Origin of the sequence: Micromonospora sp. NPDC127501 (assembly GCF_040302185.1) — a bacterium.
GTDB lineage: Bacteria > Actinomycetota > Actinomycetes > Mycobacteriales > Micromonosporaceae > Micromonospora.
This window is the reverse complement of the sequence record NZ_JBEORJ010000016.1, coordinates 13,920-40,557: the sequence shown is the minus strand read 5'-3', so window position 1 is coordinate 40,557 and position 26,638 is coordinate 13,920. Positions and strand designations below refer to the sequence as shown.

General features: G+C 72.9%; 27 protein-coding genes. 6 read left to right on the top strand and 21 right to left on the bottom strand.

Translation table 11 applies throughout. The features are described from left to right. Positions 1-97 precede the first annotated feature (97 nt). The 3 genes from ABTW72_RS29075 to ABTW72_RS29065 all read left to right on the top strand — a co-directional run bounded on the left by ABTW72_RS29075 (position 98) and on the right by ABTW72_RS29065 (position 3,842). Positions 98-1,657 (top strand): AMP-binding protein, encoded by a 1,560-nt coding sequence (locus tag ABTW72_RS29075; protein WP_350864118.1) that lies wholly within the window; start codon positions 98-100, stop codon positions 1,655-1,657. Then, on the top strand, positions 1,654-2,877 hold the full coding sequence (locus ABTW72_RS29070) for an MFS transporter (protein WP_350864116.1): 1,224 nt from the start codon (positions 1,654-1,656) through the stop codon (positions 2,875-2,877). Before ABTW72_RS29075 ends, ABTW72_RS29070 begins: the two co-directional genes overlap by 4 nt. 71 nt (positions 2,878-2,948) lie before the next feature. Continuing rightward, complete coding sequence (locus tag ABTW72_RS29065; RefSeq protein ID WP_350864114.1) at positions 2,949-3,842, top strand: aminoglycoside phosphotransferase family protein; 894 nt, start codon at positions 2,949-2,951, stop codon at positions 3,840-3,842. Between the two features lie 13 nt (positions 3,843-3,855). On the opposite strand, the gene ABTW72_RS29060 is transcribed toward ABTW72_RS29065, so the two are convergent. Then, a complete protein-coding gene (locus ABTW72_RS29060) occupies positions 3,856-4,431 on the bottom strand; it encodes a hypothetical protein (protein ID WP_350864112.1) in 576 nt (191 codons plus the stop codon). 218 nt (positions 4,432-4,649) lie between these two features. Here ABTW72_RS29060 and ABTW72_RS29055 point away from each other — a divergent pair, with 218 nt between their 5' ends. Beyond that, complete coding sequence (locus ABTW72_RS29055) at positions 4,650-5,588, top strand: exo-alpha-sialidase (protein ID WP_350864110.1); 939 nt, start codon at positions 4,650-4,652, stop codon at positions 5,586-5,588. 39 nt (positions 5,589-5,627) lie between these two features. Then, a complete protein-coding gene (locus ABTW72_RS29050; RefSeq protein ID WP_350864107.1) occupies positions 5,628-6,353 on the top strand; it encodes an SGNH/GDSL hydrolase family protein in 726 nt (241 codons plus the stop codon). A gap of 37 nt (positions 6,354-6,390) precedes the next feature. Here ABTW72_RS29050 and ABTW72_RS29045 read toward each other — a convergent pair whose 3' ends face one another. From ABTW72_RS29045 to ABTW72_RS28990, 12 genes are all read right to left on the bottom strand, one after another. After that, positions 6,391-7,749: a hypothetical protein gene (locus ABTW72_RS29045; protein WP_350864104.1), complete on the bottom strand. Its 1,359-nt coding sequence runs from the start codon at positions 7,747-7,749 to the stop codon at positions 6,391-6,393. Next, positions 7,746-8,714: an alpha-ketoacid dehydrogenase subunit beta gene (locus ABTW72_RS29040; protein ID WP_350864101.1), complete on the bottom strand. Its 969-nt coding sequence runs from the start codon at positions 8,712-8,714 to the stop codon at positions 7,746-7,748. Before ABTW72_RS29040 ends, ABTW72_RS29045 begins: the two co-directional genes overlap by 4 nt. A 28-nt stretch (positions 8,715-8,742) precedes the next feature. Continuing rightward, positions 8,743-9,717 carry a thiamine pyrophosphate-dependent dehydrogenase E1 component subunit alpha gene (locus tag ABTW72_RS29035; protein ID WP_350864098.1) on the bottom strand — a complete coding sequence of 325 codons (975 nt, stop codon included), beginning with the start codon at positions 9,715-9,717 and terminating at the stop codon, positions 8,743-8,745. Further along, complete coding sequence (locus ABTW72_RS29030) at positions 9,714-10,505, bottom strand: DUF3050 domain-containing protein (RefSeq protein WP_350864095.1); 792 nt, start codon at positions 10,503-10,505, stop codon at positions 9,714-9,716. Before ABTW72_RS29030 ends, ABTW72_RS29035 begins: the two co-directional genes overlap by 4 nt. A 1-nt stretch (position 10,506) precedes the next feature. Beyond that, positions 10,507-11,436 (bottom strand): phytanoyl-CoA dioxygenase family protein, encoded by a 930-nt coding sequence (locus ABTW72_RS29025; RefSeq protein WP_350864092.1) that lies wholly within the window; start codon positions 11,434-11,436, stop codon positions 10,507-10,509. Then, a complete protein-coding gene (gene hppD / locus ABTW72_RS29020; protein WP_350864089.1) occupies positions 11,433-12,524 on the bottom strand; it encodes a 4-hydroxyphenylpyruvate dioxygenase in 1,092 nt (363 codons plus the stop codon). Before hppD ends, ABTW72_RS29025 begins: the two co-directional genes overlap by 4 nt. A gap of 75 nt (positions 12,525-12,599) precedes the next feature. Continuing rightward, positions 12,600-13,838, bottom strand: coding sequence for a beta-ketoacyl-[acyl-carrier-protein] synthase family protein (locus ABTW72_RS29015; RefSeq protein ID WP_350864086.1), 1,239 nt, complete (start codon positions 13,836-13,838; stop codon positions 12,600-12,602). Then, the gene (locus ABTW72_RS29010) at positions 13,835-15,451 is read right to left on the bottom strand and encodes a class I adenylate-forming enzyme family protein (RefSeq protein WP_350864084.1); all 1,617 of its coding nucleotides are present in this window, start codon (positions 15,449-15,451) and stop codon (positions 13,835-13,837) included. The genes ABTW72_RS29015 and ABTW72_RS29010 overlap by 4 nt, the downstream gene beginning before the upstream one ends. Then, positions 15,448-15,885 carry a beta-ketoacyl synthase chain length factor gene (locus ABTW72_RS29005; RefSeq protein WP_350864081.1) on the bottom strand — a complete coding sequence of 146 codons (438 nt, stop codon included), beginning with the start codon at positions 15,883-15,885 and terminating at the stop codon, positions 15,448-15,450. Before ABTW72_RS29005 ends, ABTW72_RS29010 begins: the two co-directional genes overlap by 4 nt. Positions 15,886-16,058: 173 nt before the next feature. Then, positions 16,059-17,162 carry a beta-ketoacyl synthase N-terminal-like domain-containing protein gene (locus ABTW72_RS29000; protein ID WP_350864078.1) on the bottom strand — a complete coding sequence of 368 codons (1,104 nt, stop codon included), beginning with the start codon at positions 17,160-17,162 and terminating at the stop codon, positions 16,059-16,061. Further along, positions 17,155-17,400 (bottom strand): acyl carrier protein, encoded by a 246-nt coding sequence (locus ABTW72_RS28995; RefSeq protein ID WP_112587240.1) that lies wholly within the window; start codon positions 17,398-17,400, stop codon positions 17,155-17,157. The genes ABTW72_RS29000 and ABTW72_RS28995 overlap by 8 nt, the downstream gene beginning before the upstream one ends. Beyond that, positions 17,400-17,666, bottom strand: a complete 267-nt coding sequence (locus tag ABTW72_RS28990) for an acyl carrier protein (RefSeq protein WP_350864075.1) — start codon at positions 17,664-17,666, stop codon at positions 17,400-17,402. The genes ABTW72_RS28995 and ABTW72_RS28990 overlap by 1 nt, the downstream gene beginning before the upstream one ends. Before the next feature lie 15 nt (positions 17,667-17,681). Between ABTW72_RS28990 and ABTW72_RS28985 the strand changes: the two genes are divergently transcribed. Further along, a complete protein-coding gene (locus ABTW72_RS28985; RefSeq protein ID WP_350864073.1) occupies positions 17,682-18,368 on the top strand; it encodes a 4'-phosphopantetheinyl transferase family protein in 687 nt (228 codons plus the stop codon). Here the strand turns inward: ABTW72_RS28985 and ABTW72_RS28980 are convergent. The 8 genes from ABTW72_RS28980 to ABTW72_RS28945 form a co-directional block, all read right to left on the bottom strand. Next, positions 18,296-19,645, bottom strand: a complete 1,350-nt coding sequence (locus ABTW72_RS28980) for a class I adenylate-forming enzyme family protein (RefSeq protein WP_350864070.1) — start codon at positions 19,643-19,645, stop codon at positions 18,296-18,298. The genes ABTW72_RS28985 and ABTW72_RS28980 overlap by 73 nt on opposite strands. 323 nt (positions 19,646-19,968) lie before the next feature. Beyond that, a complete protein-coding gene (locus tag ABTW72_RS28975) occupies positions 19,969-20,796 on the bottom strand; it encodes a M55 family metallopeptidase (RefSeq protein ID WP_350864068.1) in 828 nt (275 codons plus the stop codon). Between the two features lie 289 nt (positions 20,797-21,085). Further along, positions 21,086-21,403 (bottom strand): antibiotic biosynthesis monooxygenase family protein, encoded by a 318-nt coding sequence (locus ABTW72_RS28970; RefSeq protein ID WP_350864065.1) that lies wholly within the window; start codon positions 21,401-21,403, stop codon positions 21,086-21,088. Beyond that, entirely contained in the window at positions 21,400-22,656 is a 1,257-nt protein-coding gene (locus ABTW72_RS28965; RefSeq protein ID WP_350864062.1) for a beta-ketoacyl synthase N-terminal-like domain-containing protein, read from the bottom strand. Before ABTW72_RS28965 ends, ABTW72_RS28970 begins: the two co-directional genes overlap by 4 nt. Further along, positions 22,653-23,927: a beta-ketoacyl-[acyl-carrier-protein] synthase family protein gene (locus tag ABTW72_RS28960; protein ID WP_350864059.1), complete on the bottom strand. Its 1,275-nt coding sequence runs from the start codon at positions 23,925-23,927 to the stop codon at positions 22,653-22,655. The genes ABTW72_RS28965 and ABTW72_RS28960 overlap by 4 nt, the downstream gene beginning before the upstream one ends. Before the next feature lie 115 nt (positions 23,928-24,042). Next, positions 24,043-24,447, bottom strand: a complete 405-nt coding sequence (locus ABTW72_RS28955; protein ID WP_350864056.1) for a cupin domain-containing protein — start codon at positions 24,445-24,447, stop codon at positions 24,043-24,045. Continuing rightward, positions 24,440-25,195 carry an SRPBCC family protein gene (locus tag ABTW72_RS28950; RefSeq protein WP_350864053.1) on the bottom strand — a complete coding sequence of 252 codons (756 nt, stop codon included), beginning with the start codon at positions 25,193-25,195 and terminating at the stop codon, positions 24,440-24,442. The genes ABTW72_RS28955 and ABTW72_RS28950 overlap by 8 nt, the downstream gene beginning before the upstream one ends. Continuing rightward, on the bottom strand, positions 25,192-26,622 hold the full coding sequence (locus ABTW72_RS28945) for an acetyl-CoA carboxylase biotin carboxylase subunit (RefSeq protein ID WP_350864050.1): 1,431 nt from the start codon (positions 26,620-26,622) through the stop codon (positions 25,192-25,194). The genes ABTW72_RS28950 and ABTW72_RS28945 overlap by 4 nt, the downstream gene beginning before the upstream one ends. Positions 26,623-26,638: the final 16 nt, after the last annotated feature.

The following is a 26,638-nucleotide window of genomic DNA, read 5'->3' as shown; positions in this document are numbered from 1 at the left end:
TCCAGGCGGCGTCGGTGCGGTCGCCCAAGCGCGCCACCGTCGCGTCGTCACCGGGAGCTGCCCCGGGGACCGCCGCTTTCTGGATGGGGGCTGCCGGATGACTGACGGACCCGGGCACACCGCTACCTACGTGCACAGGGTGTTGGACCTCTTCGCCGAATTCGGCGACCGGGAGGCGTTGGTCGGCGCCGATCGGCGACTCACCTACGCCGAGGCCGCCGCGCGGGTCCGGACGATGGCCGCGACGTTGACCCGGCACGGCGTACGGCCCGGGTCGGCGGTGCTGGTGACCGTCGCGAACGCGGTGGAGGGTCCACTGCTGCAACTCGCCCTGCATCTGCTCGGCTGCCGGACGATGTGGGTCGCCCCGGTGACCGCGCGCCGGGAGGTCGACGAGTTCATCCGGCTGGCCCGCCCGGACGCCCTGGTCTACGACGCCCGCGACCGGGCCAGTCTGGGCCCGGAGCTGGCCGCCGCGCTGCCCGGCACACCGGTCTGCTGTCTGGGCGCGGGCGGCGCCGGCCCCGACCTCACCGCCGACACCGACGTGGCGCAGCTGCCGGCGTCCGTGCCGGCGCCCGAGTCGTTCCTGCAGACCAGCGGCACCACCGGCAGCCCGAAGCTGGTGCACCACCGGGAGAGCTTCTACGCCCAGATCCTCGCCCTGGCCGCCGACTTCCGCACCGCCGGTTTCCCGTTGCTGCGGCACCTGTCGCACTCTCCGATGTGGCTGGCCAGCGGGCAGATCACCACACTGTTCAACCTGTTCACCGGCGGGGTGCTGTTCCTGCGCGACGACTGGGACCCCGTGGCCTTCGTGGACACCGTGCAACGGGAGCGGATCAACTCGACCTTCGTCACCCCGCCGATGCTCTACGAGGTGTTGGACCACCCGGCGCTGGTCGGCGCGGACTTCTCCGCCATGTTCATGTTCAACGTGGGCGCAGGGCCCGCCGCGCCCGCCCGGCTGCGCCAGGCCATCGCGCGGTTCGGTCCGGTGCTGCGCATCGTGTACGGCCTCAGCGAGGCGGTCGTGATCACCGCGCTGCCCGGGCTGACCGACGATCCGGAGCACCCGGAGCGGTTGCGCTCCTGCGGGCGGCCCTACGGCGACGTCCGCATCGAGATCCGCGACGACGACGGCGCGGTGCTGCCGACCGGCCGCGACGGCGAGGTGTGGGTGCGGACGCGGCTGAGCTTCGCCGGCTACCACGGTCAGCCCGAGCTGACCGCGCAGACGCTCGTCGACGGGTGGGTGCGGACCCGCGACGTCGGCCACCTCGACGACGACGGCTACCTCTACCTCGTCGACCGGGCACACGACATGATCGTCACGCATCGCCGGAACTGGGCGATCTTCTGCCGTCCCATCGAGGACGTGCTGGTCGGGCACCCCCAGGTACGGGCCGCCGCCGTGATCGGCGTGCCGGACGAGACGGTCGGCGAGGTGCCGTACGCGTACGTGGTGCTCGGGCCGGGCGCGAGGGTCACCGGGGCGGAACTGATCGACCTGGTGACCACCGAACTCAACGAGATGTGGGCGCCGGCCGGAGTCGAGTTCCTCGACCGGCTGCCGGTGAACCGGTCGATGAAGGTGGACAAGCGGGCGCTGCGCGCGCGGTACGCGGCCCGGCGGGCGGCGGCGGTCGGGGCGTGACCCCCCGCCGGCAACTGGTCGTCCTGGTCAGCGCGGACCTGATCTCCAACCTGGGCACCCGCATCTCGGTGGTGACCATTCCGTGGCTGGTGCTGGTCACCACCGGCAGCCCCACCAAGATGGGTCTGGTCGCGTTCGCCGAGACCCTGCCGTACCTGCTGTCCAGCGCGTTGGGCACGCCGTGGGCGGACCGGATCGGCCTGCGCCGTACCTCGATCCTCTGTGACACGGGCAGCGCGGTGGTGATGGTCGTCGTGGCGCTGACCCCGTGGTTGGGCTTCGTCCCGCTGGTGGCGCTCGTCGCGGTGGCCGGCGCCCTGCGCGGCATCGGGGACCGGGTGAAGCACGTGATGTTCCGCCCGGCCGCGGAGGCCGCCGGAGTGCCGCTGATCCGGCTGACCTCCGCGTACGACGGGCTCAGCCGGGTGGTGACATTGTTCGGCGCCGCGGTGGGTGGCCTGCTGATCGCCGTCTTCGGGGTGACCGAGGCGATCCTCATCGACGCGGCCAGCTTCGGGGTCTGCGCACTGCTCATCGGCGTCCTGGTCCGCCCGCCGGCCCTCCCGGCGCAGCCCACCCAGCCGGAGAGTTACCTGCGCGCCCTGCGGGGCGGCTTCAGTTACCTGGGCCGGGACCGGCCGCTGCTCGGCATGCTCGCCGTCATCTCGGCGCTGAACATGGTGGCCAACGCCAGCGTGGCCGTCTACATCCCGGTCTGGGTCGCCCGGGAGCTGCCCGGACCGAGCGGTCTCGGCCTGGTGCTGGCGGCGTTCTCGGCGGGCGCGCTGCTGGGCAACCTGGTGTTCACCGCGCTCGGGCCCCGGCTGCCCCGGCGGCTGACGTTCCTCCTCGGCGCGCTGGTCGCCGGCACGCCCCGGCTGGTGGCGCTGGCGATCAGCGACGAACTGCCGGTGGTGCTCGTGGTGACGTTCCTGTCCGGAATCGGCATCGCGGCGGTCAACCCGCTGCTCGGGGTGGCGCTCTACGAGCGGGTGCCGCCGGAGTTGCAGACCCGGGTGATCGGCATCGCCGGGTCGTTGGCGTTCGTCGGGTTGCCGGTCGGCGCGCTGCTCGGCGGCTGGTCGGTGGACGCCCTGGGGCTCACCCCGGCCCTGCTGACCATGGCGGCGGCGTGCCTGCTGGTCACCGCGTACCCGCTGGTGAGCAGGGCGTCCGGCCCGGAGACACCGGCCCGACCCTCCCCCGTCGCCACCCGCTAAACCCGTTGCGGGCCCGGCCCGGCTGCCGCAGGCTCGGACCGATGAACGCGCAGCCGCCGCCAGGCGTCCCAGTGGCAGACGATGCCGTGGCCGCCCGGATCGACGTGGCAATGGTCCGCCGACTGGTGGCCGAGCAGTTCCCCCGGTGGGCGGAACTGCCGGTCCGCCCCGTCGCTGTCGACGGCTGGGACAATCGCACGTTCCACCTGGGCGACAAGATGAGCGTGCGGCTGCCCAGCGGCGCCGGGTACGCCCTTCAGGTCGCCAAGGAGCAGCGCTGGCTGCCGGTGCTCGGGCCACAGTTGCCGGTCGAGGTGCCGACCCCACTCGGTCACGGCCGTCCCGGGGCGGGATACCCGTACCCGTGGTCGGTCTACCGGTGGATCGACGGGCGGACCGCCCACGCTGAGCGGATCGACGACCTGTCCCGGTTCGCCACCGACCTCGCCGTCTTCCTGCGTGCCCTGCGGGGCGTGGACGCCACCGACGGCCCGGTGGCGGGCCCACACAGCGCCTGGCGGGGTGGCCCGCTGTCCACCTACGACGCCGAGACCCGCGCGGCGATCGAGACGCACCGCGACCGAGTGCCGGTCGACGTCGTCACCGGCATCTGGCAGGCCGCCCTCGACGCCGCCTGGACCGGGCCGGCGGTCTGGTTCCACGGCGACGTCGCGGACGGCAACCTGCTGGTTCGCGACGGCCGGCTCACCGCGGTCATCGACTTCGGCTGCTCTGGCGTGGGCGACCCCGCCTGCGACACCGTGATCGCCTGGACCCTGCTGCGCGGCCCCAGCCGGGCCGCCTTCCACGCCGAGCTCGGTCTCGACGACGCCACCTGGGCCCGAGGACGAGGCTGGGCCTTGTGGAAGGCGCTCATCACCCTGGACAACCGGGATCCGGCCAAGGCCGAGTGGGCCGGAGAGGTGCTCGGCGAACTCCTCGCCGAGCACACGGTGGCCCGCTGAACCCGAGCGCCCGTCAGCGCCCGGCCGCAGTCGGTGTGGCGTGTTCGGTCCGGCAGCGCGGGCAGCGCAGTCGCGCCCCGGCTGCCGTCCGGGGAACCCGTAGCCGCTGACCGCAGCCGCAGGTCACCACCGGGGCCGACGCCCGTAGGTATTCGTCCCGCTCCCGGCGTGGCCACCGGCTGTGGCAGCGGGCGCACCACTTCGGCGGATAGCTGTGGTAGTGGGCCAGGCCGAACGCGCCCGCGACCATCAGCGCGGCGGGGACCAACAGGCCGAGAGGCGCGAGCAGCGCGGTCGGCACTCCGCCGACGCCGTCGGAGACCAGCACGGCGACCACCGTGAGCACGACCACCGGCACGCCGAGCACTGTGAACCCGAAACCCCAGGCGAAGGCCAGCAGGGACGGCAGGAACATCCACATGCCGCCCGGCGCCCAGCGGCGGACCCCGTACCCGCCGCAGCGCGGGCAGTTCGGCGAGGCGCGGTGCGGCACCGACCGCAGCGCCTTCGGCGCCAGCCACTGAACCAGAAGCTTGAGGATCTCCTCGGCCAGTTTCGTCGCGAGGGCCTGCAGGAACGAACCGAGCATCGTCACTCCCCTCGCCGATGGTTCCGCCGTCGGCCCACCACCCATCGTGGGCGGCTGGTGCCAACACCCCAGCCCAGCGCGCCGACGCCGCGTCGTCCGCGACGCCAATCCGACAGCGCCCGAGCGTTGTTCGTCGGACGTTCGGTTGCTGGTCGCCCGGGCGTCGGCGGGGGCTGGCTAGCGTCGACCGTCGTCATCACACCTGGAGGCCACCGCGTATGACGTCGTCACCCACCCGCCGCCGCACCGCCGGGGTCACCGCCGTACGCCGGATCGGCGACAGCGCGCCGCACAGCGCGTTCACCGACCTCGTCCGGTATGCCGGGAGCTGGTTCTGCGCCTTCCGCGAGGCCCGCGCCCACCTCAGCGACGACGGCGTGATCCGGGTGCTGACCTCGGCCGACGGCCGGTCCTGGACCTCCGCGGCCGTCATCGCGCAGGCCGGCACCGACCTGCGTGACCCGCGTTTCGTGGCGCGCCCCGACGGGCGGCTGCAACTGCTGGCGGCGGCCGCCACCGGCGCGGCCACCAAGACGTTCCAGACGGTGACCTGGCTCTCCACCGACGGGCATGCCTGGGGCGATCCGACCCCGGTGGGCGAGCCGGGCGTCTGGGTGTGGCGGGCCACCTGGCACGACGACGCGATGTACGGCGTCGGCTACGCCACCCGGGAGCCGAGGTTCGCCCGGCTCTACCGCAGCACCGACGGTGTCGACCTGCGGCCCTGGGTGCCGACGCTGTTCGAGGACGGGTACCCCAACGAGTCCGGTCTGGTCTTCGCCCCGGACGGCACCGCAGTCTGTCTGCTGCGGCGCGACGCGGGCACCGCGAGCGCGCAGCTCGGCAGGGCCGCGCCGCCGTACCGGGACTGGGCCTGGACGGACCTGGGTGTCCAGGTGGGCGGGCCGACGCTGCTCCGACTGCCGGACGGGCTGCTGCTGGCCGGGGTGCGGCTGCACGACGGCGAGGTCCGCACCGCGATCTGCGTGGTCGACCCGGACCGGGGCAAGCTGACCGAGCTGGTCGCGCTGCCGTCCGGCGGCGACACCAGCTACCCCGGCCTGGTGTGGCACGACGACCTGCTGTGGGTGAGCTACTACTCGTCGCACGAGGGTCGGACCTGTGTCTACCTGGCCGAGGTCAGCCTGACCGGCTGAGCCTGGCCCGGCAGCCCGGCGGTCGGCTAGCGTGCCGGCATGCCATCGACGCTCACCGAATCGACGGACCCGCACTGTCTGCGCCCCGGGGAGGCCACCGAACTGCTGCGCGGGCACCCGTGGCGGCGGTTCGTGGCGCTCGGCGACAGCGTCGTGGAGGGCATGTGTGAGCCGACGCCGGGCTACCCGGACGTGCAGTGGGTCGACCGGGTCGCCGCCGAGCTGACCGCCGTGCGCCCCGAGCTGGCGTACCGGAATCTGGGTCGACGCGGGCTGCGCGCGCACCAGGTGCGAACCACCCAGCTCGCCCCGGCGCTGGCCTTCGCACCGGACCTGGCGCTGGTCGTCTGCGGCGGCAACGACGCCTTCCACCCGGCGTACGACGCGGAGGCGGTGGACGCCGAGCTGACCGCGATGATCATCGCGCTGCGCGACGGGGGCGCCGACGTGATCACCCTGGGCATGTTCGACGTCTCGCACAGCCCGGCGGTGCCCGAGCACCTCCGGGTCGGCCTGGGGGAACGAATGCGCCGCCTGTCGGCACACACCGCAAGCCTGGCCGCGCGCCTGGACACGATCCACGTGCACCTGACCGACCATCCCCTGACGGCAGACCCCACCCTGTACAGCACCGACGGCCGCCACGGCAGCGCCCGCAGCGACGCCATAGCGACAGCCCAAACCGTCCGCACCCTCTCCCGCCGGCTCCCCCACCTCGGTGATCATGAGGTTGGCGGGGCCAGGAGCGGTCCAGAGCCCCGCTAACCTCATGATCACCCGCGGAGAGGAAGGAGGGCCGGGGTCAGCCGTGCAGGAGGATTCCGGTCAGGAGGACGCCGTGGGCCAGGTTGAGGACTCCGTCGCAGCCCGGGTAGCCGACCCTCGCCAGGCCGCCGGAGGCGTGCCGTCCGAACAGGTACGGGGCCAGGGAGTACGGGACGTCGGCGGTGACCGTCTCACCCGTCTCGATCTGGACGAAGTCCATCGACACCCGGTCGGTCGGCAGGTACTCCTGGAGGATGGCGCCCCCCTGGTCGACAGCCGCCCGCACACCGTCGGCCCAGTCCGCGGCGCTCAGTTCCGGGCCGAGCAGGACACCGTGCCCGGCCGAACCGTCGGCCGGCTTCGCCACCAGCGTGGCCTGCTCGGCGATGGCCCGGTCCAGCACCGCGGCGGTCAACGGCACCGTGTACGGCACGTGCCGGCGGATCAGTGCCTGGTCGTCGGCGGGCAGCCCGTCCACGTCCTCCCACAGCCAGCCGAACGTGGTCTTGTTGCCGAGCAGCCAGGCCGCCGCCGACACGAACATCGGTAGGGTGCCGGCACCGAGGGCCACGGCCACCGCGTCCAGCCCGGCGGTCGGGGTGACCCGGTTGGGCACGAACAACCGGAACAGCGCGTCGACCGGTGCGCCGTCGACGACCAGGCGGTTGTCAGCGTCCACTGTGGCGGTGGCGACCGGGGCGATGACCAGGTCGATGCCGAAGTCCCGGGCCCGTACGGCGAGGGGGTCGAGGATCCGGATGAAGGTCTGCGGGTCGTCGAGGCCCGGGTAGTCGCCGTCGAAGTCCATCAGCAGCGCCACCCGGGCGCCCGCGGGCAGTCGCAGTTCCTCGCGGATCGCCACGAACCGCTGGTCCAGCAGCGACGGCGCGGCCCGCACCGGCAGGTCGTCGAGGATGCCGCGCTCCCGGTAGAGGCCCGCGTACCGCTGGATGACGGTGTCGGCGTCGAACCCGCCGCCGAGGCTGCTGTCGATGTTGTACTCGACGAACTTCGGCACCCCGGCGGAGAAGATCACGTCCGGGCGGTACGCGGCCAGCAGCGCCTCGGTCAGCGGCTCGGCCTCGTCCAGCAGTCGGGTCTCCCCCGCCGGTACGCCGAGCAGCCGGCGCAGCTCACCGGCGGTTCCGGCCCGCCGACGGCAGGCGTCGAGGATGAGCTGGGCGAGTCGGTCGCAGACCTCGTTGAGTTCCCGCCAGGCGTCGGCGGTGAGCACCGGGGGGCGGGCCAACCGCCACTGCTTGTTGTAGGTGGCCCGGCCGTGGAAGACTTGCTCCCAGGCCGCCGCCCCACTGGCCACCATGGCCCGACGGGCCAGCTCCGGAAGGTCGGCCCAGGCCCGGTCGGCCGCCGGCCACGGATAGTTCGGGTCGATCATGATCCGTCCTTCATGGTCAGGTGGATGGCGGTGGCGAGCTGGTCCCGGCCGGGCTGGACGGCCTGGTCCAGTGCGGGGGCGAACGGCAGCACCGCCCCGTCCGGGCGGGTGACCCGGCGCGGCGGGGCGAGCAGCCGGACCCGCTCCACCACGCTCGCGATGATCTCGGCGGCCATACCGCAGGAACGGTTGGCGTCGTCGAGCACCACGAGGCGTCCGGTGCGGGTCACCGACTCGGTGAGACCGTCGATGTCGAACGGGTACAGGGTGCGCGGGTCGAACACCTCCACCGAGACCTGGTCGGCCAACTCCTCGGCGACGGCGAGCGCGTCGTGCACCAGGTGCCCGATCGCGACCACTGTCACGTCGTCGCCGAAGCGGTGGATCCGGCCCCGGCCCAGCGGCACGGGCGCCAGGTCGTCGACGTCGTCGCGTACGTCCATCGCGCCCGCCGGCGCGAACACCACCACCGGGTCGTCGTGGCGGATCGCGGTGACCAGCAGCCCGTACGCGTCGGCCGGGGTGGCCGGCACGACGGTGACCACGCCGACGTGGGCGAAGAGACTGTACGGGTGGTCGGAGTGCTGCCCGGCCCACCCGGTACGCGAGCCGGACCCAGGGACCAGGTAGGTGACGGGGACCCGGCACTGCCCGCCGGTCATCAGCGGGAACTTGTGCGCATGGTTGACGATCTGCTCGAAGACCAGGAACAGCAGCGACGGGATCTGGAACTCGATCACCGGCCGCAGCCCGGCCAGCGCCGCCCCGGTGGCGAAGCTGGTGAACGCCTGCTCCGACAGCGGGGTGTCGCGGACCCGTTCGGCGCCGAAGCGCCTGGCCAGCCCGGTGGTCACCAGCGACGCCCCGACCTGGACGTCCTCGCCGAGCAGGAACACCGCCTCGTCGCGGGCCAACTCGTCGCCGAGGGCCCGGGTCAGTGCCCGGCGGTACGACAGTCGCGGCACCTCAACCACCTCCGGTGCGTGCGGTCATTCAGCCACCTCCGGTGCGTGCGGTCAGGCCGCTGGCGTACAGGTACGCCAGCGCGTCGGCCGGGTCGGGTTCCGGGCTGCCCAGGGCGAAGCGCACCGCCGCGTCGACTGTCGCCTCGACCTCGGCGTCCACGGCGGCGCGGTCGGTGTCGGTGAGCCGTTCGCCCTGGATACGCACCGGGTCCCGGGCCCGACCACGGGTCACCTCGTCGGGTGGCCGGTAGTCGTCGAGGCGTACCGCGTGCTCGAAGGTGTGGTGGACGTCGAAGCGGTAGGTCCGGGCCTCGATCAGCTCCGGGCCGCCGCCGGCGCGCATCCGGTCGACGGCGGCGCGCGCGGCGACGCGTACCGCCTCCGGGTCCTGGCCGTCGACCTGAACGGCCGGGATGTCGAACGCGGCGGCCCGGCCGGCGATGCTGCCGGCCACCGCGCCGGCGACCGGCATGGTGGTGGCGTAACCGTTGTTCTCGCAGACGAACAGCACCGGCACCCGCCACAGCGCGGCCAGGTTGAACGCCTCCAACAGCATCCCCTCGTTGACCGCGCCGTCGCCGAAGAAGCTCACCCCGACGGTGTCGTGGCCCTGGCGTCGCCGGGCCCACACCGCGCCCGTGATGATCGCCCCGGAGGCGCCGACGATGGCGTTCGCGCCGAGCACACCGATGCTCAGGTCGGCGGCGTGCATCGAGCCACCCCGCCCGGCGTTGAGGCCGGTCAGCCGGCCGCACAGCTCGGCGAGCATCCGGGCCGGGTCGGCGCCGCGGGCCAGCACGTGCCCGTGCCCGCGGTGGGTGCCGGCGAGCACGTCGTCGGGCCCGAGCGCGGCGCAGACGCCGGCGGCAATCCCCTCCTGACCGAGGTACGGGTGGATGCCGCCGACGATCTGCCCGCCGTGGACCAGCTCCACCGCACGCTGTTCGAACCGGCGGATCAGCCGGACCGTGCGGTAGAGCCGGACCGGGTCGGCGTCGGTCATGCCGGGCCCTTGACAGCCGCGAGGATGTCGTCCCAGAGCCGGGCGCGGGCAGCCAGCGCGGTGTTGACCGTGTCGGCGCACTCCTGCCACTTCGTGTCATCGTCGCCGCACAGATCAGCGAGCATCTGCATGGCCATCGGGGTGTGCTGTTCGCCGTCGACCTCGATGTGCCGCTCCAGATAGTCGACGAAGGCGTGCAGCCTGTTGCTGCGCTCGTTGACCGCGACGACCTGCGTGAACATGTCCGGGATCAGGTCCTCGCGACCGAACGCGAAGGCCGCCGCCTGGCAGTGCACCGGCGTGGACTCGATGATGTGCCAGGTGGTCGCGGCGAACCGCGCGGACGCGGTTGGCGCCCCCGCCTCGGCGAGCGCGTCGGTCACCGGCCGGCCGGCGCGCAGCAGGTCGACGAGGCTGTTCACGGCTGTGGTGTCCGCGCCAGCCTCGGCCATGCCCTGTACGTAGAGCTCGAAGTGGCTGATGTAGCCCTCGCCCAGCTCGTCGCTCTCCTCCACCATGACGATGTCGTTGATGAGGCGGCGGCTGCCGGTCGGGCCGGTCGGGATCCACGGGACGGTCACGCAGGTCAACTGCCGCTGCAACGACTTGAGCAGCGACATGAAGTCCCACACCGCGAAGACGTGGTGCTCCATGAAGGTGACAAGCGCCTCGTGGGTGTCGAGGTTGGCGTAGAGCGGGTGCTTGACCACTGCGTCGCGCCGCTCGGTCACCGCCCGTTCCAGCCGCTCGATGCCCGGGTGCGTCCTACCCCAGTCGTACCGTGACATGTCAGCCTCCCTGCTGGGCGCGGTGGCGCCAGATGACCGGGCAATAGTCGGGGTCCGCGTAGTCCGGCCGCCCGTCGTGGGTGCGGCGGACCAGCACGTCGTGGTTGTACGCGGCGAGCGTGCCGTCGGAGAGCGGATACTCCCGCCAGGCGTTGTCGCCGTCCTGCAGGTGCAGCGAGATCGCCTGTCGGGGGCGACCGCTGACGTTGGGGCCGCTGCCGTGGTAGGTGCGGCAGTGGTGGAAGCTCACGTGTCCCTTGGGGATCACCATCGGGATTTTGCGGATCTCCGCGCCGTTGTACGCGGCGTTCAGGGCCAGCATCTCCTCCAGCTGGCCGCGGTCCCGGTCGGCGAAGTGCCGCACCACTGTGTCGTCGGCGCCGACCTCCTTCCACCGGTGCGAACCGTCGACCATCGTGATGGTGCCCATCTCCTCCCCGCAGTCGTGGAAGGGGATGAACGCGGTGAGCATCTTCTCCGACGACGAGGACGCCCAGTAGTGCTTGTCGAAGTGCCAGGGCACGATGTTGCTCGGCTCGCCGGAGATCGGCGGCTTGTAGATCAGCGTGGACTGGAAGACCCGGATCTCGTCGGCCTGGGCGAGCCGGGCGGCGACCGCGCCGAGCAGCGGCTTGCGCAGGATCGCGCCGAGCCCGTCGTGCTCGTGGTGGACGTAGTCGTTGTGCCGCTGCACCGGGCCCCTGGACTGCTCCCAGTAGGCCAGCTTCGGTGGGCGTACCGGCAGCCGCCGGTCCCGCTCCCCGTCGTAGTAGCGCTGAGCGGCGGCGGCGAGGCCGTCCACCTCGTCGTCGGTGAACACCTTTTTCGACAGGTACCAGCCGTGCTCGGCGTAGTGCCGCACGTCGTCGTCGGACGGTAGCAGCGCCCGCTCCTCGGCGGTCAACGTCGGCTCGTACTCGGTCGCGGTCATGCCCCCACCCCCTGTGGTGTGGCCGCCACGGCGGCCAACTCCCGCTCCTTGGCCTCGTAGAGCGCCTTGATGTTGCCGCTGCCGAAGCCCCGCGCGCCGCGTCGCTCGATCAGCTCCAGGAAGAGCGTGCGACGCACGTGCATCGACTCGGCGAAGATCTGCAGGAGCTGGCCGTCGTGGTCGGAGTCGACGAGCACACCCAGCTCGCGCAGCCGGTGCAGCGGGGCGTCGACCCGACCGACCCGCGCCTCCAGGGCGTCGTAGTAGCTGGCGGGGGTGCCGGCGAAGCGCACCCCGCGCCGGCCCAACGCCTCGACCGCGCCGACGATGTCGTCGGTGCGCAGCCCCAGGTGCTGCACTCCCCCACCGGCGTGCTGGTCGAGGAACGCGTCGATCTGCCCCGGCCGTCGGGTGCGGTCCGGTTCGAGCAGCACCACGGTGACCCGCCCGGAGGGGCTCTGCACCACCTTGGAGTTCATTCCCTGCCCGTCGACCTCGATGTGCTCCTCGAAGATCTGCGCGAAGTCGAACAGCGCCTCGAAGTGCCGGACCGTCTCGTCGAGCTGACCGGGCGGCACGCAGACCGCCAGGTGGTCGATCTCGGCGAGCACCGGCGGGTGACCGTCCGTGGTGGACACGGCAGCGGTGATGGCGCCGGGCAGGAACTCGCCCCCCTCGCCCCGGCGCTGCACCAGCCGGTGCCGCACGTCGGCGAAGCCGTCCACCTCGGCGACCACCACCTCGGCGTCCGCGCCGGTGCGGGTGGTCGGCGGCGTCACCCCGGTCGCGCCCCGACCCAGCAGCTCGGCGTACGCGGCCGACACGTCGTCGACCTCGACCGCGACCACCCCGATGCCGTCACCGTGGCGTTGCACGTACCGCGACGCCGGATGCTCGGCGCTCAGCCCGGAGGTGAGCAGCAACCGGATGTCGCCGTGGCAGAGCAGCAGCGAGCGCTGCCCCGCCAGCCCGGTCTCCGGACCACCCTGGCCACAGATCTGGAAGCCGACGGCGGTGCTGAAGTAGAAGGCCGCCTGTCGGGCGTCCCCCACGTAGAGTTCGATGTGGTCGATACCACGGATGTCCATGTCCCCTGAAACCCTTCCCACCCGATTCCCCCTGTGTTGCCGTCCGGGCAGACCCCGCCCGGGATGCCGCCTCGATCACCCCCTCGGCTCGGCGACGCGGGCCAGCAGCAGGCTCACGTTCTGGCCGCCGAACCCGAACGAGTTGGTGACCGCGTACTCCAGGTCGGCCTTGCGGGGCGTGCCACGGATGTGGTCCGCCGGGCAGGCCGGATCCGGATCGTCGAGGTGGTACGTCGGCGGCAGCAGACCCCGACCGAGCGCCAACGCGGTGGCCGCCGCCTCCAGCACCCCGGAGGCACCGAGCAGGTGACCGGTGAGCGCCTTGGTGGAGCTGACCGGCACACCGCCGACGCCGAAGACGTCGGCCAGGGCGGTGGTCTCCGCGATGTCCCCGAGCTTCGTGCCGGTGCCGTGCGCGTTGACGTAACCGACCGCCGCCGCCGGCACACCGGCGTTGCGCAGCGCCCGGCGGATGCACGTCGCCGCACCGGCGCCGTCCGGGCGGGGGGCGGTCGGGTGGTACGCGTCCGTCGTCGCGCCGTGGCCGGCAACCTCGGCGTACCCGGCGACGCCGCGCGCCGCGGCGTGCTCGGCGCGTTCGAGCACCAGCAGCGCGGCACCCTCGGACAGGACGAACCCGCTGCGCGAGGTGTCGAACGGGCGACTCGCCCGGCCGGGGTCGGTGCCGGCGCGCGCCAAGGCCCGCGCGTTGCCGAAGGTGTCGGCGAAGGTCGCGAAGAGCGGTGCCTCGCTGGCCCCGCAGAGCACCACGTCGACCTCTCCGGTCGCGATGAGCCGCACCCCGTCGGCGACGGCCTGGGCGCCGGAGGCGCAGGCGGTGCCGACCGACGAGCTGTAGCCGCGGATGCCGTGCGCGATGGCGATCCGGGCCGCCGGCATGTTCGGCAGGATCCCGGTGAGCAGGTACGGGCTGACCGCCGCCCGACCCCGGGCCGCCCGGGCCAGCACCTGCGACTCCAGTGTGGCCATCCCGCCGACCCCACCGACGATCACACCGATCCGGTCGGGGTCGACGTCGCGGCCCACCTCGATGCCGGCGTCGGCGAGAGCGTCGGCGGCGGCGAGCAGGGCGAGGACGACGATCCGGTCCAGCACCCGGGTCTCCGGCCCGGACGTCACCGTCCGCGGGTCGATGTCGGGCAGCAGGCCGGCCACGTCCAGTGACTCCCTGACCGGGTGACCCTCGGGCGGGCGGGTCAGCCCGGACCGGCCGGTGGTCAGCGCGTCGAAGGTCTCCTCGACGCCCCGACCGACCGGGGTGAACAGACCCATCCCCGTGATCAACGCGGTCACGAGCTGGCCTCGGTGAGGTAGCGCTCACGCAGGACCACCTTGCGGACCTTGCCGGTCACCGTGACCGGGATGTCGGCGGAGCGCACCGGCACGACCCGGCGCAGCGTGGCGCCGACGTCCGGGCCGAGGGCGTCGCGGACCCGCTCGGTGCGGTCCTCGGCCTCGTCGGCGCCGGCGGCCAACTCCAGCAGTACGTCGGTCACGACCACGCCGGCCTCGGCGACGATCACCACGGTGCAGTCGGTGACGTCCGGGCAGGCGGCGAGGATGCGCTCCTCGGACAGCGCGGTGTAGAAGCGCCGCCCGTCACCGGCGTCGACCGAGTCCACCGCCCGGTCCAGGTGGTAGTAGCGGCCGTCGGTGTCGGCGCGGACCAGGTCACCGGTGAGGTACCAGCCGCGCTGGCGGAAGCGGTAGGTGGTGACCGAGTCGTTCCAGTAGCCCCGGAACAGCGACGGCGAGTCGATGCCCAGGAAACCCACCTCGCCGACCGGCACCGGCTCGCCGTCGGCGTCGAGCACCGCCACCTTGGCGAACTGGTACGGGCGACCGATGCAGCGGCCGTACCGGTCGGTGTCGGCGCGGTGGGTGATGTGGAACATCGAGTGCCCCATCTCGCTGGAGCCCAGCCCGTCGATGAAGACCGAGCCGGGCACCTTCGCCACCCCGTCGCGGGTGATGGTGTCGCGCCAACCGACCGCGACCAGGCGACGGATGTGCGGCTCGTGCGAGGCGTCGCCGGTGTTGAACCACAGTCGCACCGAGTCCAGGTCGTACCCGGACAGGTCGAAGCGGGCCAGTTCCGCCCAGGTGACCGAGAAACCGAACACCCCGTCGGGGCGCCAGCGTTGGATGGCGTCGAGCACCCGCTCGCCGCCCTGCTCGGAGAGCAGGAACATCTGCGCGCGGTTGCCCAGCGCCTGGTTGACCATCAGCACCGTGGCGGTGTGCGGTGCGGGCAGCGCGTTGAGGATCCGGGTGGTGCCCTGCGCCTGCGGCATGGTGAGCAGGTGCCGGGTGGCCGCGAAGAGGCTGGCGTGCGAGTGCAGCACCGCCTTGGGCACCCCGGTCGTCCCGGAGGTGTGGGTGATCACGATCGGGTCGTCCGGGTGGTGCCGGTAGTGCGCCGGGGCCGTGGCCGGGTCACCCGCGCCGGCCTGCGCGGGGGTGCCGAGCAGGGGTACGCCCAGGTCGTGCCCGGCCAGCGACGCGGTGTGCGCGTCGTCGGCCAGCACTCCGACGCCCCGCAGGCGACGGATGTACTCGGCGGCGATCTCCGGGCGGAGTTTGCCGTTCATCAGCGCCGGGATCGCCCCGAGCCGGGCCAGCGCCAGGAAGCTGAGCACCATGTCGGCGGCGGTGGAGGCCCAGACGGCGACCGGGTCGCGGGGGCGTACCCCTTGTTCGTGCAGCCAGGCGGCGCGGGCGGCGACCCGCTCGTCGAGCTGCCCCAGCGTCAGCGGCGTCTCGGCGGGGTGCCCGTCGACGGCGGTGTCGAAGGTCAGGCCGGGCCCGTCCGGGTCGGCGCCGTGCGCCAGCACCCGGGCCAGGACGTTGCCCGCACCCAGCTCGGTGTCGGCGGCCAGTGCGCCGCGCAGTCCCCGTTTCCTCATGGTCGTGCTCCTCCCCCCAGCAGCACCGCGACCGCCTCGGTCGGCCCGTCGGGTGCCTGTTCGATCAGGATCAGCAACACCTCGTCGGCGTCGCCGTCGTCGCGCAGCAGGTCGGCCTCGGCGACACCGTCGGTGTATGGGTCGCCGGTCGGGCTGAGGCAGACCACCGGGCCACGCAGGCCCCAGCGGGCCGCGAGGTGCCCGGCCACGCTGTTGGGCACGGACTGGAAGAAGAACAGTGGGCCGATCCGCCCACCGGCCTCGACGGTGGCCCGTACGTGCTGGGCGCTGGCCAGATCACCGCTGGCGCTGACCAGCACGATCCCCGTCCGCACCCCGGCGGGCACTCCCGCCGACCCGTACCCCCGTCGCAGACACCGTTGCGCGACGGCCACCACCACCGGCGCGAAGTCCGAGTGCACAAACCCCGGCACCCCCGCCGCCGCGCCGCCGCCGTCCCCACCCTCAGGCCAGAAGGCCCGAGCCCTCTCCCCGGCCCTCCCCCCGGCCCTCTCCTCCGGCGATCTTGCGGTTTCGGTCGTCGGTTTGGATGGTTGGTCGGATTCGTCGGGGCAGAAAGTGCAAGATCGCGGGGAGTTGGGGGCGGTCATCCGACGCCGACCAGGAGAGCGGTGTTGGCGCCGCCGAAGGCGGCGTTGAGGGTCAGGGCGTGGGTGGCTTCCGTCTTTCGAGGACGGTTCGTCACGACGTTCAGGGGGCAGGACTCGTCGGGGGCCAGCCAGCCGGCGTTGACCGGCAGTTCGCCGTGGCGCAGCGCGAGCGCGGTGACCACCAGTTCGAGCAACCCGGACGCCTCCAGCGCGTGCCCGTGCACCGACTTCGTGGAGCTGACCGGGACCCGGTCGGCATGCCCGCCGAGGGCCCGGCGCAGGGCGGCCGCCTCGGCGGCGTCGCTCTGCGCGGTACCGGTGGCGTTGGCGTTGACGTAGCCGACGGACTCCGGTGGCAGCCCGGCCCGGCGCAGCGCGCCGCCGACCGCGCGGGCCAGCCCGGTGCCGCCGGGCTCCGGCTGGCAGGGATGGAACGCGTCACCGGCCCGTCCCCAACCGGCCACTGTGGCCACCGGCTCGACGCCGCGCCGTCGGCCGGTGCTCGATTCCAGCACCACCGCGGCCACGCCGTCACCCAGCAGCAACCCCCGGCGGCCGGCGCTGAACGGGCGGACCGCCCCGTCGACAGCGAGGGCGCGACCGGCGTCGAAGAGCGCGAACTGGTCCGGCTCCACCAGGTAGCCGGCCGCGACCACCACCCGCTCGACATCACCCCGGGTGATCCGGGCGGCGGCGTCGGCCACCGCCGTGCTCGCCGACACGCAGGCGCTGGTGTAGACCCGGGTGTGACCCGAGAGTCCACAACGGGCGGCGAGCTGACCGGCGAGCACGGCTGGCGCCGGACCTGGGGCCGGGCCGCCGTGCACGGCGAGCAGCAGGGCGCACCCGGTGCGCTGCGCGCGGTTCAGGCCGGCCGCCCGGCAGGCCGCGTCGATCGCGGCGGCCAACTCGACGGTGAGGGTAGCGACCTCGGGGAGTGTGGCCGCCACGGTGACCCGGCGGGCGGCGGTGTCGAATCGGCCCACCGGTCCGAACGTCGGCACCCCGGCCAGCACACCGGCGAGCTGCGCGTCCGCGCCGCGCCCCAGGGCGCTGACCGCGTGCACACCGGTGAGCTGGGCGACGCGCGCCTCAACCATCTGCGGAGGCGGTCAATGACGCCCGGAACACCACCAGGGCGTCGTCGACGGTGCGGATGCCGGCCAGCTCGTCGTCGGTGAGGTCGAGCCGGCGTTCGTAGCGCTGCTCGACGAGGTGCACCAGCCAGGCAAGCTCCATCGAGCCGATCCGGTCGGACACCTCGGCAGCCGGTTTCGCGGTGAGTTCGGCGAGCATGGTCATCAGGTCAGCTCGCCCCAGATCGGGCTGACCGCTCATCAGCCTTTGTCGCTCGTCGCCTCGGTGACGCGATTGGCGACCATGGTGGTGAACTCGCCGACCGTCATGAGGGCCAGCTGCTCCGACTCGTCGTCGGCGAACGTCAGGCCGTACCGGTCCTCGACCCGCACGGACAGGTCGGCCAGCGCGAGTGACTCCAGGTCGACGCCGGCGGGGCCGAGGGTGGTGTCGTCGTCGAGCCCCTCGACGTCGTAGTTCATGTCGGCGAGCTGCTCGACGACGAAGGCGCGGACCTCGGCTCTCATGGATACCCTCTCTGCGTGGCTCAGCTGACGGTGTCCGGTCGGGACACCGCCTACGTGTGGGTCGGCCGGGACACCGGCGGTCAGCCGGATCCGGCCGCTGTGCTGCTGCGGCGGGCGGGTGCTCTGCTGCTCGGTCGCCCGGAGAACGAGCTGGTGCTGACGCACGACCGCGAGGGACGGCCGGTCGTGCGGGTCGACGAGGCGACCGGGTCGGTCGAGGTGGCGGTCAGCGTCAGCCGCACCGCCGGGCTGGTGGCGGTCGCCGCCCGTCGGGCCGGCGCGGTCGGGGTGGACGTGGAGCGGATCCGCCCGCTGCCGGCGCTCGCGCTGGCCCGCCGCTGGTTCCCGCCCGCCGAGCTGGCCTGGTTGGACGATCGGCCCGAGGCCGGCCGGACGGTGGACTTCCTGCGGCTGTGGACCGCCAAGGAGGCGATCGGTAAGGCGCTCGGGCAGGGGTTGCGCGACGGTGGGCTGCGCCGGTTGATGCCGACGCCGGGGCTGCCGTTGCGGCCGGTGCCCGGCGACGAACTCCTGCGGGTCGGTCACCCGCGGCTGGGCGGGGGCCTCGTCCTGGCGGTCGCCGTGCGGGCGAGCGCGCAGGTCGATGTCGCTGTGGTGCAGCGGCCCGGTCACGGGGTGACCGCCGAGCGCAGCGCGTCGGTGGAGCGGACCAGCTTGCCGGTGGTGGTACGGGGCAACTGATCGAGCAGGTGCAGCGCCCGCGGCCGTTTGTAGCCGGCCAACCGCTCGGTGAGGAGCTTGTCCAGCGTCTCCTCCGACAGCGGGCCGTCGGGTTGGACGTACGCGGTGATGCCGTCGTCCCAGACCACCACGGCGGCGGCAACCCCGGTCAGCTCGGCGACGGTGGCCTCCACCTCGGTCAGGTCGACCTTCATCCCGCCGACGGAGACCTGCGAGTCGAGTCGACCGCGCACCGTGACCAGGCCGGTGTCCTCATCGACGCTGCCGGCGTCGCGGGTGTGCAGCCAGCCGTCGGACCAGCGGGTCGGGTCGCTCAGTCCGACGTACGGCGACGCCGGGCAGGACACCCACAGCTCACCGCCGGACTCGCGGACCTCGATCCCGGGCGCGGGGGCGATCGACGGTCGGTGCGACCCGTACAGGTCGGTGCCGATCACCCCTACCTCGGTCATCCCGTACATGTTGCCCAGCGGCACCCCGTACCGGTCGGTGAACGCCCGGGCGACGGCGGCCGGCACCAACTCACCCCCGGTGGTCATCCGCCGCAGTTGCGGCAGCGGACCGGTCGGGCGCGTGGAGGCGAGCAGTCCAATGTGGAACGGCACACCGAGCACGGTGGCCGGTGTGGTGCCGGCGGTGATCGCGGCCAGCACGGCGTCGCCGCTGAGCCGCTCCGGCGGCACCAGCTCGACCCCGGCGTGCAGCCCGTAGAGCAGGCCGCCGACCAGGCCGAGCACGTGCACCATCGAGGGCAGCAGGATGATCCGCTCGCCGGGCAGCGCCACCCCGTCGATCCGGGTGTAGCGCTGCACCTCGGCGACCAGGTCGGCAACGGTGCGGCCGATCACCTTGGACGGGCCGGTGGAGCCGGAGCTGAGCTGGATCACGGCGTGGCCGCTGACCGCCGGGCGGTCGGCGTACCGGGTGACGCCCTCGGTGACGTCGACGAAGATCTTCAGCGCGCCGCCACCGGTCCGCACCGGAGCGACCACCACGTGCGGGGTCAACCGGGCCAGCGCCCGGTCCACCTCGTGGTCGGTGAGCCGGTGGTCGAGCAGGATCGCCTGCCCCCCGGCGCGCCAGGTGGCAAGCAGGTTCACCACGTACGCCAGCGACGGGGGCAACCGCAGCGCCGCAGCGCCGCCGGGGCGCAGTCCGGCGGTGGTCAACCGGTCCTGCGCGTCGGTCACCAGCCGGTGCAGGGTGGCCCGGTCGACGGGCTCGGGCAGACGGAGACAAACGTCGGTCGGGTGGCCGGCGAACAGGACTTCGTCCACCCATCCGGGGTCGGTCGCCGTAGGATCTTCTGCCGTCACTGCCGTTCACCGCCCAGCATGAAAGAGGGCGAATCCGCCCATCACGTACGCTTGTCGGGGTGCTGCGGGGAACCATACGACGCCCACAGGGCCATTGCTAGATGCGAATGGATGGATCAAAAGCAGCGGCCAGCCGGATTGCCGACAGCCCGTTCGGCGGACAGGATCGGGCGGGCGGTCTGGCGGAGCGTCACCGAGGCATGACGCCTCGTACCACCGTCGCCCGGCCCCGGCCGGACGGCCGATGGCGTCGCGGTCACCGGGTGAGCCGGACGATGCGCGCGCTAGCTCGGTTTGATGCTGGCCAGTTGGACCAGCAGCTGAACCAGCCGGTACGCCTCGGCGAAGTCGACGGCGTGGAAGGCGACCGTCCGGCCGCCGCCGACGCGAGCCACACCCGGCACCAGAGTGGCGAGGTCGACCATGTACGGGCCGTACAGGTCGACCTCGACGTCCACCGGCCCGGCCATCTTCGTCGGGGGAATCGAGGCGCGCCGGGCGACCGCGTCGGCGGCGGCGCGACGCAGCCGCTCCCGGGCCTCCTGCGGATGCAGGGCCACCGCGGCAGCCTGGCCCAGGGTCTGCTTGACGGCGACGGTGACTGCCGAGGGCACCAGCTCACTGAATTCCGCGCAGGCGGTGTCGTCTCCGCTGAGCAGGACGACGGGCGTGTCCAGGTGCCCGGCCATGGCGACGTTGAGGCCGATCTCGCCCACCGACCGGCCGGCCACCCGCACGTCGAGGACGGCGTCACTTATCGTGTGGGCCAGCACGGCTGGCCCGGCACCGGCCCGAGCGTGATAGCCGATGAGCAGAACGGCATCCGTCTGCTCGTCCAGCCCCGCGAGCATGCCCAGCGGGCGGGGTTTGCCGCGCACGAGGTGAGCACGCCGGTCGAGGTCCTCCGGCAGGATGTTCCGAAACGTTCCGTGCGCGTCGGCGACCCACACCACCGCGCCGGGTTCGGCATCGAGAACCCCGGCGACCACCGCGTTCGCCTCGGCCGTCATCAACGCCCGACCGCGCTCGTAGTCGTACCGGTCCGGATTCGTCTCGGCGGGATGCACGATCCCCGAGATGCCTTCCAGGTCCACCGAGATCAGTGCCTTCATGGCTCCAGAACCCTACGCCCCCTGGCCACAATGTCGACCCCGCCCGGCGCAGCCAAGCCACCAACCCATCCCCACCGCGCCGATCTTGCAGTTTCGGTCGTCGAAACGCGTGACGTGTCCCCTAATGTCGCGACACTAAGTGCAAGATCGCGGGAAGGGGTGGTCGATCATGGAATGACGGTGCCCGAATCTCCCCTGATAAAGGGCAATCTGTCCCCACCACAACTCCATGATCGACGAGGGCAGTGCCGGACGGGGCAGCACCGGCCGGGAGCGGGGGCGGGGGGCGTCAGGCCAGGGCAGGGGTCTGGGCGTGGATGTGGAAGCGCAGCGAACGGGCGTCGGTGAAGCACTCCCGCATCGGGCGTACGAGGTCCCGGTGCTCCGGGCTGCGTTCCCACTCTTCGAAGTCGGCCAGGCTCGCCCACTCGCTGGTGATCAGCCACTGCTCCGGGTCGGTCGACGACCGGCACACCTGGTCGACCAGGTGCCCCGGCACACCGCCGGCGACCAGGTGCCGCACCTCCTCGTACGCGGCGAGGAACTGCTCGGTGCGCGACACCGGCACCCGTACCAGAAAGACCACCCGGGCCCGTTTGTCGCTCATGACGCCTCTCCCCTCGTCGGCACGGCCCCGCGCAGGACCAGCGCGCTGTTGAACCCGTCGAAGCCCCGCGCGCAGATCAGGGCGAGTCGGCTTCGCGGCCGGCGGTGCTCCCGCAGGAAGTCCAGCTCACAGCCGTCGGCCACCTCGTCCGGGCCCGCTGACGCGGGCAACGTGTCGTGGGCGAAGGCGAGCAGCGCGGTGGCCACGTCCAACGCCGAGCCGCCCTGGTACGCCCGACCGGTCAACGGTTTCTGCGTGGTCACCGGGGGTGGCCGGTCGGCGAAGACGGCCCGCAGCGCCTCGGCCTCGCTGCGGTCGTAGCGGGGTACACCGAGCGCGTCGGGCAGCACCACGTCGATTCCGGCGGCGGCGACGCCCGCCCGGTCCAGGGCCAGCCGCATCGCCCGCGCGTACTGGGCCGGGTCGCCGGTGCTCTCCGCCGTGGTGTGTGCGGCGTCGTGGGTGGAGCCCCACCCGCTCACCTCGCCGTAGACCCGGGCGCCCCGGGCCAGGGCGTGCCCCAGCTCCTCCACCACGAACACGGCTCCGCCCTCGGCCGGCAGGTAGCCGCTGGCCGTGGCGTCGAACGGCCGGTACGCCCGCTCCGGGTCGGCGACGTCACTGAGCAGCCCCGAGCGCAGCTGGCAGGCGAGCGCGTACGGGCTCAACGGGCACTCGGTGGCCCCGGCGATCACGACCGGGGTGCCCCGGCGCACCGCGCGGGCGGCGTGCGCCAGGCTGTCCAGCCCGCCGGCCGACTCCGCGACCAGCACCCCGCTCGGGCCCTTGAACTGGTGGTGGATGGAGAGCTGCCCGACGCTTGCCGCGTAGAACCAGGCGATCGACTGGTACGCCCCTACCGTCCGCGACGTGCCGCCCCACAACCGTTGCAGTTCCCGCTGACCGAACAGGTTGCCCCCGGACGAACTGGCCAGGGTCACCGCATAGCCGTACGGGTCGGGGGCCCGATCGGGCAGGCCGGCGTCGGCCAGCGCCAGCCGGGTGGCGGCGAAGCCGAGGTGCGTCCACCTGTCGGTCTGCACCAGTTGTCGACTGTCGGCGTAGGAGTCGGCGGTGAAGCCGGGCACCTCCCCGCCGAAGCGGGTCGGATAGCCGGCCGGGTCGAACAAGGTGATCGGCCCGGTCCGCCGGGTGCCGGCGAGGACCGTACGCCAGTGCGCGTCCGCGCCGATGCCGCTCGGTGCGACCACCCCGATGCCGGTCACCACGGCGCGAGCCACCTCCGCGCTCACGCCGCCACCGCGCCGAGCATCCGACGGAAGACCATCGCCGACTGGAAACCGCCGAACCCGCTGCCCACCGACAGGGCCACGTCCACCGGGACCTCCCGCGCCTCGTTGGGGACGTAGTCCAGGTCGCACTCCGGGTCCCTGGTGCTCCAGTTCGCCGTCGGCGGCACCACACCGAACTCGATGGCGAGGGCGCACGCGGCCATCTCGATCGACCCGATCGCGCCGAGCGAGTGCCCGACCATCGACTTGATCGAGCTGATCGGAATCCGGTACGCGGCCTGGCCCAGCGCCCGCTTGAACGCGGCCGTCTCGTGTCTGTCGTTCTGCCGGGTGCCCGAGCCGTGCGCGCTGATGTAGGAGACCTGCTCGGGCAGGATCCGGCCCTGCCGGAGCGCGTCGGTGACGGCGAGGCCCATCTCCAGCCCGTCCGGCCGCAGGCCGGTCATGTGGAAGCCGTTGCTGCGGCTGGCGTAGCCGGCCACCTCGCAGTAGATGTGCGCTCCCCGCCGCCGGGCGTGCCCGGCCTCCTCCAGCACCAGCACCGCCCCGCCCTCGGCCAGCACGAACCCGTGCCGGTCGGCGTCGAACGGGCGGGAGGCGTGTGCCGGGTCGTCATTGTCCGGGCTGGTCGCCTTGATCGCGTCGAACGAGGCCACAGTGACCGGTGAGATCGGCGAGTCGGACGCGCCGGCCAGCATCACGTCCGCCTCACCGTCCACGATCATCTGGTGGGCGTACCCGATGGCGTCGATGCCGGAGGTGCAACCGGTGGACACCACCTGCGCCGGGCCGTGCAGCCCGTGCCGGCAGGCCACGTCCGCCGCGAGGCTGCTGGGCACCAGCGCCTGATAGAGGTACGGGCCACCGCGCGCCCCGTCCACCAGCCAGCGCCGGCCGTGCTCGCTCACTGTGACGTACTCCTGCTCCAACGCCATCGTGCCGCCCACCGCCGTGCCCAGCACCACCCCGGCCCGGTCCCGTTCCGCGTCGGTGAGCACCAACTGGGCGTCGGCCACCGCCTCGGCGGAGCAGGCCAGCGCGAACTGCACGTACCGGTCGGCCCGGCGTCGCTCGGCCTCGCTGAGCCCCGCCGCGACCGGGTCGAAGTCGCACTCCGCCGCGATCTGCGACCGGAACGCCGACGGGTCGAAGAAACTGATCCGCCGGGTGGCGGTCCGCCCCTCGGTGATGGTCTTCCAGAAGCGGTCCCGGCTGGCGCCGCCCGGGGCGACCACCCCGATCCCGGTCACCACCGTGCGGCGCCCGCTCATCGCGTCACCTCTGGTCGCCACTGCGGGGCTCGCAAACCCGGCTCACTCCTCGCGCTCACGACGCCACCGATGGTTCGCCACTGCGGGGCTCGCAAACCCGGCTCACTCCTCGCGCTCACGACGGGCCCCGCTGTTCGACCAACTCGGTGTCGACGTGGCCCAGTTCGGGCCGGGGGGCGAGCGGACCCAGGTGGAAGACCACCTCGGCCGGCTCGACGCCGGTGTTGCGCAGCCGGTGCCGCACGTTCACCGGTACGAACAGCCCCTCACCGGCGGCCAGCAGAGTCTGCTGGTCGTCCAGGTCGACGGTGATGGCGCCCCGCACCAGGTACAGGAACTCCTCGCTGTACGGGTGGTAGTGCTCGGCGATCCGCTCCCCCGGTTCGAGGGTGGCCACCCCGAGGAAACCCGAGGTGCTGCCGACGGTGCGGGGGCCGAGCAGCACCCGCAGTTCACCGCCGCGACGGCGGTCGGCGGGTACGTCCCGGGCGGCGATCGGGCGGGTACTCAGGTCACTCATCGTCGGCCTCCGTCGGTGCGTCGCCGGCGGTCGGGCCGCCCTGGTCGGCGCGCTGCCAGGCGATCCGCTCCACCCGGTCCTTGATCACCGCGAGTTGGATCACGCTGTTGGTGTTGATCCGCTCGGTCATCGCGGCGTTGTCGACCGGCGCGGTCGGCTTCATCGCGAAGTCCTGCGTCCAGGTCATCCGGGTGCCACCGGCCTCCTCGGTGTAGCGCCAGTGGATGCGCATGTACTCGAACGGCCCGGTCTCCACCCGGTGCGCCCGGACCTGCCTGCTCACCGGGTCGGCGGTGCGCTCGCTGACCCAGCTCCAGGACACCCCGTTCTCGTCGGGGTACATGGTGAGGCGGAACCGCACCGTGTGCCCCTCGCGGTGCAGGATCTCCACCACGGCGTACTCGGTGAACAGCTCGGTCCAGTTCGCCACGTCGTTGGTGACCTCCCAGACCAACCCCAGTGGCGCGTCGATGACCACGCTGTTCTCGGTGTGCCCGGGCGGGTCGGCGCGGCGGGCGACCAGGTCGGCCACCGCCGGGATGCTCAACTGTCCGGCCTGCTCGGGGATGGCCACCTGCCAGCGGTCGGCGACGACCGCCGACAGCTCCAGCAGGGCGAGCGAGTCCATGCCCAGCTCCTCCAGCGACGCGGCGGGCGCCCGGGCCGCGGCGTCGGCGTCCAGCCCGCAGTGCGCCACCAGGATGTCGGTGATCTCGGCGGTCATCGGGCGACCATGGGTGACGGTCATCGGGTCCTCCTGTGGGTTGCGTCGGGATCTGCGGCGGGCGCGGTGCGCGGTGCGGGAGTGACCGTCGGCACCGGCGCGGGCGCGGCGAGCAGACGGTCGACCAGGCCGGTGGTGTAGCGGCCCTTGCGGAATGCGGCGTCGTCGAGCACCCGCCGGACGAACGGGATGGTGGTGTGCACGCCCGGACCGGCGATGTCGAACTCGTCCAGGGCACGTTCCAGCCGGTTGAGGGCCAACTCCCGGTCGGGCGCCCAGACGATCACCTTGGCGAGCAGGGAGTCGTACCAGGGGCCGACCAGGTAACCGGCGCTGGCGTGGGTGTCCACCCGGGTGAACGGGCCGCCGGGTGGGGTGAACCGCTCCAACCGGCCGGGGGTGGGGGCGAAGCCGCGCCCGGGGTCCTCGGTGTTGACCCGACACTCCACCGCGACGCCGTGCAGGCGGATCTCCTCCTGCCGCCACCGCAGCGGCACGCCGGCGGCGATGTGCAGTTGCTCGTGCACCAGGTCGATCCCGGTGACCATCTCGGTGACCGGATGCTCCACCTGGATCCGGCAGTTGATCTCCAGGAAGTGGAACTTCTCCTCGGCGTCGACCAGGAACTCCAGCGTGCCGGCACCGACGAAGCCGACCTGGAGCGCACCCCGCAGGGCGGTCTCGGCGATGGTGTCGAGAACGGCGGCGGGCAGCGCCGGGGCGGGCGCCTCCTCGACCAGCTTCTGGTGCCGACGCTGCACCGAGCAGTCCCGGGTGCCCAGGTGCACCCCGTTGCCGTGCGCGTCGCAGAGCACCTGCACCTCGACGTGCCGCGCCTCGGTGAGGTAACGCTCGACGTACACCCGGTCGTCGCCGAAGGCGGCCTGCGCGGCGGCCCGGGTCCGGGTGTACGCCCGGCGCAGCTCGCCCGGGGTGTGCACCACTGTCATCCCCCGGCCCCCGCCCCCGGCGGCGGCCTTCACGATCACCGGGTAGCCGACGGCGTCGGCCACCTCGGCCGCCGCGGCGGCGGTCGGCACCGGCGCGACACTGCCCGGCGACAGCGGCAGGCCGGCGCGGCTCATCAGTGCCCGGGCCGAGGACTTGTCGGCCAGCGCGGCCATCACCGCCGGTGGCGGGCCGATGAACGTCAGCCCGTTGTCAGCACAGATCTCGGCGAAGTCGGCGTCCTCGGAGAGGAAGCCGTAGCCGGGGTGCACGGCCTGCGCCCCCACCTGCCGGGCCGCCTCCATGATGGCGGCGGCGTTGAGGTAGCTGCGCCGACTCGACGCCGGTCCGATCCGGACGGCCTGGTCGGCGAGGCGGACCGCCGCCGAGTCGGCGTCGGCGGCGGAGTAGACCACCGCCGTTCGCACGCCGAGCTCCTTGCAGGCACGCAGCACCCGCAGCGCGATCTCGCCCCGGTTGGCGATCAGCACGGTCTCGAACATGGTCAACCACCCCGCG